The sequence below is a fragment of the Brasilonema octagenarum UFV-OR1 genome (assembly GCF_963888615.1).
Lineage (GTDB): Bacteria > Cyanobacteriota > Cyanobacteriia > Cyanobacteriales > Nostocaceae > Brasilonema > Brasilonema sennae.
This window is the reverse complement of the sequence record NZ_CAWPKW010000179.1, coordinates 1-6,553: the sequence shown is the minus strand read 5'-3', so window position 1 is coordinate 6,553 and position 6,553 is coordinate 1. Positions and strand designations below refer to the sequence as shown.

Sequence of the window (6,553 nt, the reverse complement as noted above, 5' to 3'; positions counted from 1 at the left end):
AAATGAAATTAAAGAAATAACAAAAAAGCACTGGGTACGGATAAACCCCAGTGCTCAAGGACGACTTACACGATTTACTATCAATCCAGAATTAGAATACCCATACAAGTGCACGGGTTAAATCAACACCGAATCAAGGCTTGAACGTGTTGACACGTATCGGCTAGCCTTTGCCCCTACCGCAGGCGTATATTTTATGCAAGTTAGAAGCGCGATGCTCAGCTTATGTTTTTGGCTAAAATAACTAGATAAGCTTGCGAGCATTGTGCATGGACTCTTTAAACGACGATTCCAAGTCAAGATCCCCAGAAGATTTACAATCAGGGCTAAATAATAGCGAAGATGGCAACATTCTGGATCTAAGCGTATTATCCGATACTATAGAACTTATAGAAAAAATTGTCACCCGAATTAATCAATCTGCTCAGACAGGTGCTCAAAGCGAAAATACTAAACACAAAGATAGTCTGACAATAAGATCCCTTGAGCTTAACTATACTGAAAGAGCAGAAATGGAAGAGACAATAGAGCTTTTGTGCGAGCAAGTAGAAACTCTCAAGCAACTGCTGTACCACAAACACTTAGAACAGCAAGAGATACAGCAAGAGTTGGATCAGACAAACGAAGATTTGTTAATTGCACTTAATGAACCGTGCCTAACACTTAATTCGGCGATAGTATTAGTTAAAGAAATTTTGGTCAGTAAAAAGCCGATAATTGGTGAAACTTTAGCAACAGTCCTTAACACTATTTATAATTCGACTGTCGAACCGCAAGAGTTAGAGCACAAAGAAAAATCAAATTCTCCAAAACTTTTGCTCAGCGCTCCAGGCAATTGTATGGAAACCAAGTATTTGGCGTATCAAACTCATATTACGGCAGTGAGAAAGCAAGCGAGTGAAATTCGGGTGAAATCTCAAATGGTGAGAAAGCAATCGAGTGAAATTCGGGCGAAATCTAGAGAGCTTCAAGCTCAGTTCATGGAACTGGGAACTACATTTATTGGCTCTCAAGCTTCATTCATGCTGCGTGAGCACAATTTTAGGCACACACAAAAGCCGAAAGCAATGGATCTGGCGGACTAACGTCCGCCAGATCCATTGCTCGATTCTGGAGATAGTTCTTGTGAGTCTACTTTTTCTGTGGTAACTAAGATGACTGAGCAGTGAGCGATCGCTTCGCTGCAGCATAGGGGCAGATCGCATCTAAGGGAAGAACGAAATCGACTTTCCCAGTGGAAATGGCAGATTTCGGCATCCCAAAACATTCGCTACTCGCGTCATCCTCGTGAAGTTGAAGCGAAATCTAGACAGCTCAAAGCTCAGTTCATGGAACTGGGAACTAAATTTATTGGCTCTCAAGCTTTATTCATGCTACGTCAGCCTCGTAATTTTATGCACAAACAAAAGCCAAAAGCAATTCATCTGGCGGACGTTAGTCCGCCAGATGAATTGCTCCATTTTGGAGGTAGTTCTTGTGAGACGACTTCTTGTGTCATGGCTAGGCTGACTAAACACTGAGCGATCGCATCTAAAGGAAGAACGAAATCAACTTTCCCAGTGGAAATGGCAGATTTAGGCATACTGAAAGATTCGCTACTCGCCTCATCCTGAACAATCACCGTACCGCCAAACTTTTTGATAGCTAGCACACCCAAAACTCCATCCCCGTCTCCACCAGTGAGGACAACTCCTATCGCTCGACTTTTAAAAGTAGCTGCTGCTGACGCCAACAGTTTATCACCTGCGGGGCGGACAAAGTTTATCTTTGGCCCATCTGAGAGAGAAAGGGTACCATCCGGGTTAACCAGCAGGTGCTTGTTAGGGACAGCAATGTATACTGTCCCTGGACGTAACAATTCGCCTTCCTCTGCCTCCTTCACGTGCAAAGCCGTACGGTGGCTGAGGATTTCTGCCATCTGGCTGGGGTGCTTGGGAGACAAATGCTGTACCAATAGAATGGCTGCTGGAAAGTCGGGTGGTAATGTCGAAAGAATTTGGCTAATGGCTTTTAGCCCACCTCTAGAAGCTGCGATCGCCACTACATTATAAGCAACATTCGGGAAGTGGGAGATAACTCTGTGTCCCAGGTGCGAAATCACGTTTTTCTCTTCTGGTTGATGATTTTGCAAAGTATTTCTTGTACCCTCCCCGAGTATGGGGGGCGACTAGAAGGCTTATGTACGTTAGGTTACAAACAATATTTTACTGTATTTTCTTGAAAATATGTGCGCACGCGTACATAACTTCTTTACAAAGAGTTCATCTTTCGCCAGACGACTTCGACCGATGCCGTGAGTTATCTCATTGAGATACGACTGGCTCAAAGAGGTTCTCTATGTCCGCATCCCAAAACCATCCTAAACAAATTGAAAATCGGCTGTTGGCTTCCCTCCCCAAGGAAGAACAAGAACGCCTCCAGCCTCACCTAGAGCTAATCCCCCTAGTAGAATTCAAGCAATTCCTCTACACACCCAACGAACCGATCCAGTACATCTATTTCCCCAACTCTGGCGTCATCTCTCTAATCACCATTATGCAAAATGGCGATGCGGTGGAAGTGGCTACGATAGGCAATGAAGGAATGGTTGGTCTTCCCATATTGGGAGTCAATACAATTCCTGGTCAGGCTTTGGTGCAGGTTCCAGGCGAAGCTTTAAGAATGAAGGCAGATGTATTCCAACGCGAAGTCACTCCAAAAAGTCCACTTTACAAGCTGCTGCAACGCTATACGCAAGCCCTGTTTAATTCAATCGCCCAACTGGCTGCTTGCAACCGCCTGCACTCCATAGAAGAGCGATTTTGCCGGTGGGTACTCATGAGTCAAGACCGAGTCGGAAAAAACGAGTTTCCCCTCACTCAGGAGTTCTTAGGGCAAATGCTGGGCGTACGTCGCGCCAGTGTGAGTGTGGTTGCCGCTATTATTCATAAGGCAGGGTTCATCATCTATAAACGTGGAAAAATGACGATTCTCGACCGAGAAGGTCTACAGGACGTCACCTGTGAGTGTTATCAAATGATCAAAGACGAGTTTGAAAGCTTGCTGCCCGACAATTAAGCATAATAATGCCAATAATTTCCAACTGAAGCTTGGGAAACCAAAGTACTCAAAACCTATTTTGAAGGTAACCGCCTTAGCTTCTTCGCCGTAAGCCCCCCAAAGCCTCGTGTACTGTCATCATTTTTACTTTTTTATACTCAAAACAGTATTTTTAAGGAGTTAGAAGAGTAAGCATACAAAAAATTCATAAAAAACCTGTATACTTTATCAACAATTTATAAACAAACGATCATAAAATTTACTAATTTTGGATGAGAAAGTAAGTATAATCCGTATCCCTTTGTTGCCTAGATTTCGGATTTTGAAATTTTTTTAGGTAGCAGGTACAGCCTTTGAGCACGGCTACGGGTTTTTGATTAAGTTGTTTTGACACGTTGATACCAGTAGGCTTTCGTTATGCTTAAAAAAATCTTACTCCCGACCGTAGTGATATCAGGCACGCTTTTTGCCTCTTTTATGTTACTTTTAGCCCTGCAAGGGTCTAAGCCTGTGAAAGTCCAACTAGAAGAGCAAGAACTTTTCTATGGGGAACTAAAGGATTTTGTTTCTCCAGGAGTGGGAGCTGCATTCAGTTTTGGACTAGGACTTACGGGTGCTGTATTGTGGACATGGCAAAAATCTTTACGTCAATCTTCTGAGTTAGAAAACCAATTGTCCAATCTCCAAAAGCAAATTTCGGAAAAAGACTCTCAAATTCACACGCTTAAAGTTTCACCATCCAGTCCGATGCTTTCTCAACTGAGATGGTTTCTAGACGAAGACGAGAGTAAAGTTCAAACAGCAGTATCTACTGCTAATACAAGTCCTAAACAGGCTGCGCCAGCGATTTCCACAAAAAATCCAGAGGAAGGTACATTTTCTCAAGCCGTTACCAAACCGTTGGTGATTACTAGCACGGAGTATGAGACTCAACCAATAACAGTGAGTCAATTAACTGCACAAACAGCGACTTCTACATTACCCTCTGCTCAATCTGCTTTGGGATTCACTCAAAGGTATGGTAAGCGCGTTGATGCTTGAAAAATCTTAGTGATTGAAGGCACTAGCCGATGAGTTACACACAGAAATGAAAAAAAAGTTTCTGTGTGTAATACCATTTGTAGCAACCTGAGAATTAAGTAGTATTAATTAATACAAATAATGTAGAGACGTAGCATGCTACGTCTCTACATTATTCCCGTCTTGATAACGGTTTTGGTCTTACACCAACCGGAGTATGGTATAAATAACGTCTAAATTATGCGTATCCAAACTCTAGCCTGAGAACGATCGCACTTTGCTACTTAATTCAAGTTGCTATGCTGACTTGCCTAGATAAGCCTCCAAAACCTTTGGATGATTCTGAATTTCTTGTGCTGTTCCGTTCGCGAGATTTTGTCCTTCAGCTAGTACCCAAACGCGATCGCACAACGACATGATCACATCCATATTGTGCTCGATGATCAAAAAAGTCATACCACTGTTGTTCCAGCCGGTAATGCGATCGCATATCTCATCAATCAGTCTCGGATTGACCCCTGCAGCTGGTTCATCCAATAAGATTAACTTAGGCTCAGTCATCAGTGCCCTTCCCATTTCCAGCAACTTACGCTGTCCGCCAGATAACCCTCCAGCGTAATCATATGCTTTGTGAGCTAATCCTACTGACTCTAATAGGAAAAGTGCTCGTTCTTGGAATTCTTTTTGCTCCTTAGCAATTTTGGGTTGTTGAAATTGGACTTGCCAAAATTTCTCGCCTGTTTGTTTTTGTCCTGCTAGCAGCATATTTTCTAGCACCGACAACCGCGACAAAGTTCGGGCTACCTGAAAGGTACGAACCATTCCCTTCTGGGCGATTTGGTATGGCTGCAAGTTCTGTATTGGTTCGCCATTAAATGTGACTCGTCCTTTGTCTGGACGGATGAAACTTGAGAGTAAGTTAAATAATGTCGTTTTACCTGCACCGTTAGGACCAATCAATCCAGTGATACTACCACTTGGTACTTGAATTTCGGCGTTATCTACAGCCTTAATACCACCAAAGTTTTTACAAACTCCAGTTGCAGTCAACAGAGGAATTTGGGATGACTCGTTATTTGCCAAGGGTGAGTTCCTCCTTTTTCCCTAAGATACCTTGAGGACGCCAAATCATCAGTACCATCAAGATAAGACCGATGATCATAATCCGCAATGCACTTAAACGGTCTGAATCAAGAGGGATAATTTTATCCAAGTTGCGCGTACCTTCATAGTACATAAAGTAAAGCACTGCACCCAAAATTGTGCCGAGATTGTTACCAGAACCACCTAAAATGACGATAATCCAAGCAGTGAAAGTTTCTATTGGTTCAAAGTTATTTGGGTAAATTGCGCTAAGTTGCCATGCGATGAAAGCACCTGCAATTCCTGCGATCGCACCTCCAAGCATCAGTGATTGTAGTTTATACCAAAAGACGTTTTTTCCTAAAGCTTTCGGAATTTCTTCATCTTCGCGGATGGCTTTGAGGATTCTACCCCAGGGCGATCGCACTAAAATTTCCAACCGCCAGAATACAAAAGCCAATACGATAAGTGATACCAACATCAAACCCGCTGTGGCGCTGTAGTCATACAAGCCAATAACACCAGATATATAAATCGCCACTGTTAACAGTGCTAAAAAAACTCCTATAACGAGGTGTGATATAAATTCTTGCTTACTTACGACTTTCTTGTGTGAATGAGCTGAAGTAGACACTCTAGAAATACCAATCCACCGCCATAACTGCCATAAAGTAATACCAGCAAGTAGCGTTAACAGCCCAATCAACAAAAGTTTGGTGAAGAGATTCGGCGCAAGAGTTGCCAATGGTATAGGATAACTTTGAACACCAAATGCTCCAGCTTTCCACTCATTACCAACTGGTAAATCCTGGTTATTCACCACCAGACGAATCAGTTCACCAACGCCAATAGTCACAATTCCGAGGTAATCTTCTCGCAAGCGCAAGGTCGAGAAACCAATTATCAATCCTAATAATGCAGCAATCATTGCCCCAATGATTGCTGACAACACCAAAGGAACTCCTTTTAAGGTTAACAATACAGTGGTGTACGCGCCCAACGTCATAAAGGCAACATGACCAAAGTTAATCAAACCCGTAAAGCCCCACTGTAAGTTCAGGCCCAAACCAAACAATGCAAAAATTGAAGTCGAAATCGTTAAGAAAATGAGATATTGAGCCATACGTCAACCCCTTTGCTTAATTCAAAATTCAAAATCACCGATAGCGCAGCGTGCCCGAAGGGCATACAGAACATAGTGGAGCGTTCGCAATGACACCATAAACTCTTTATCTACCTAACTCTCACGATGTCTAGCAAACTTGTAGAGCGGCGTTTGAATGACTTTAAGCGTAGATGTGGTAAGGATGGGGATGCAGCCTTGCAACTAGCGTATCACGCTGCAATGCCCGTTGCCTTACAGCAATTTTCAGGTAATTGAACCACAAACTACGGTAAGCTGGTAGTAAAG

The 6,553-nt window shown here is 42.9% G+C and carries 7 protein-coding genes; 3 read left to right on the top strand and 4 right to left on the bottom strand.

Annotation, left to right across the window (positions count from 1 at the left end):
* Positions 1-269: 269 nt before the first annotated feature.
* Complete coding sequence (locus tag AC5590_RS12435) at positions 270-1,085, top strand: hypothetical protein (RefSeq protein WP_169268758.1); 816 nt, start codon at positions 270-272, stop codon at positions 1,083-1,085.
* A 64-nt stretch (positions 1,086-1,149) separates the two neighbouring features.
* Here the strand turns inward: AC5590_RS12435 and AC5590_RS12430 are convergent, their stop codons facing one another.
* Together AC5590_RS12430 and AC5590_RS12425 are read right to left on the bottom strand one after the other, a co-directional pair.
* A complete protein-coding gene (locus tag AC5590_RS12430; RefSeq protein ID WP_171978129.1) occupies positions 1,150-1,305 on the bottom strand; it encodes a chemotaxis protein CheB in 156 nt (51 codons plus the stop codon).
* Between the two features lie 115 nt (positions 1,306-1,420).
* A complete protein-coding gene (locus AC5590_RS12425; protein WP_169268759.1) occupies positions 1,421-2,089 on the bottom strand; it encodes a chemotaxis protein CheB in 669 nt (222 codons plus the stop codon).
* Positions 2,090-2,337: 248 nt separating this feature from the next.
* On the opposite strand from AC5590_RS12425, the gene AC5590_RS12420 reads away from it, so the two are divergent.
* Both AC5590_RS12420 and AC5590_RS12415 read left to right on the top strand, forming a co-directional pair.
* Complete coding sequence (locus tag AC5590_RS12420; protein WP_169268757.1) at positions 2,338-3,057, top strand: Crp/Fnr family transcriptional regulator; 720 nt, start codon at positions 2,338-2,340, stop codon at positions 3,055-3,057.
* A gap of 459 nt (positions 3,058-3,516) precedes the next feature.
* Entirely contained in the window at positions 3,517-4,080 is a 564-nt protein-coding gene (locus tag AC5590_RS12415) for a hypothetical protein (protein WP_169268756.1), read from the top strand.
* Positions 4,081-4,356: 276 nt separating this feature from the next.
* On the opposite strand, the gene AC5590_RS12410 is transcribed toward AC5590_RS12415, so the two are convergent.
* Both AC5590_RS12410 and AC5590_RS12405 read right to left on the bottom strand, forming a co-directional pair.
* Complete coding sequence (locus tag AC5590_RS12410) at positions 4,357-5,142, bottom strand: ABC transporter ATP-binding protein (protein WP_169268755.1); 786 nt, start codon at positions 5,140-5,142, stop codon at positions 4,357-4,359.
* Positions 5,132-6,265 (bottom strand): branched-chain amino acid ABC transporter permease, encoded by a 1,134-nt coding sequence (locus AC5590_RS12405; protein ID WP_169268754.1) that lies wholly within the window; start codon positions 6,263-6,265, stop codon positions 5,132-5,134. The genes AC5590_RS12410 and AC5590_RS12405 overlap by 11 nt, the downstream gene beginning before the upstream one ends.
* Positions 6,266-6,553 lie beyond the last annotated feature (288 nt).

Bases quoted from the DNA above. Each gene is read 5' to 3' on its own strand.
- AC5590_RS12435 (WP_169268758.1), top strand. From the start codon at position 270: ATGGACTCTTTAAACGACGATTCCAAGTCAAGATCCCCAGAAGATTTA.
- AC5590_RS12420 (WP_169268757.1), top strand. From the start codon at position 2,338: ATGTCCGCATCCCAAAACCATCCTAAACAAATTGAAAATCGGCTGTTG.
- AC5590_RS12415 (WP_169268756.1), top strand. From the start codon at position 3,517: ATGTTACTTTTAGCCCTGCAAGGGTCTAAGCCTGTGAAAGTCCAACTA.
- AC5590_RS12405 (WP_169268754.1), bottom strand. From the start codon at position 6,265: ATGGCTCAATATCTCATTTTCTTAACGATTTCGACTTCAATTTTTGCA.